Source organism: Vibrio sp. 2134-1 (genome assembly GCF_033339495.1).
On sequence record NZ_JAWOUS010000515.1, the window covers coordinates 1 to 658 of the forward strand.

Sequence of the window (658 nt, forward strand, 5' to 3'; positions counted from 1 at the left end):
ATTTCGCTAAGAGATGTTGCGTTGGGACACTCCGCGACAGAGTTGAATGCTTGTTTGTTATCGGCAAAAACTTGCTCATGGCTAAAAAGGGCAAATCTTTTGTATCGATCACAATTCATTAACGTTTTGCGAGGTTGTACCGCTTAGTCTCATTCTATTGTCGGCAATATCTTGCTTATTGGTTTACGGGCAAATGAGCGAGTTTTTGCTCATTTTGGGCTAGGAGATTATATTTATTAAATAAAAACAATGAGTTGAAAATTGGCATTTAAGTTGCTCTTAGCGTTTTGTTGTTAATAAAGATTTAACATGATGTAAATCCATAATCGTGAAACGACTACACGGAGAGTAATAATGAAAATGAATAAGCTCGTAAAAGCACTGGCTATTGCTGTGACATCTTTTGGTATCGCGACAAATGCAGCGGCGGAAGAGCGCAGCTACATCCTTGCGACCGCTTCTACTGGTGGCACTTACTACCCAGCAGGGGTGGCTTTGGCGACATTAAGTAAAGTGAAACTCGCACCAAAGCACCACTTCTCCCTTTCTGCTATCAGCTCTGCTGGCTCTGGTGAAAACGTTAAACTACTGAATGAAAACGAAGCGCAATTTGCGATTTTGCAAGGTTTGTACGGTGCGTGGGCTTGGTCGGGGGAAG

At 42.4% G+C, this 658-nt stretch carries 1 protein-coding gene; it reads left to right on the plus strand.

Going from position 1 to position 658, the window contains the following annotated elements:
- Nucleotides 1–354: 354 nt before the first annotated feature.
- Nucleotides 355–658: TAXI family TRAP transporter solute-binding subunit (locus R7R78_RS26960; RefSeq protein WP_225474713.1), on the plus strand; the 304-nt coding region annotated here is incomplete at its 3' end.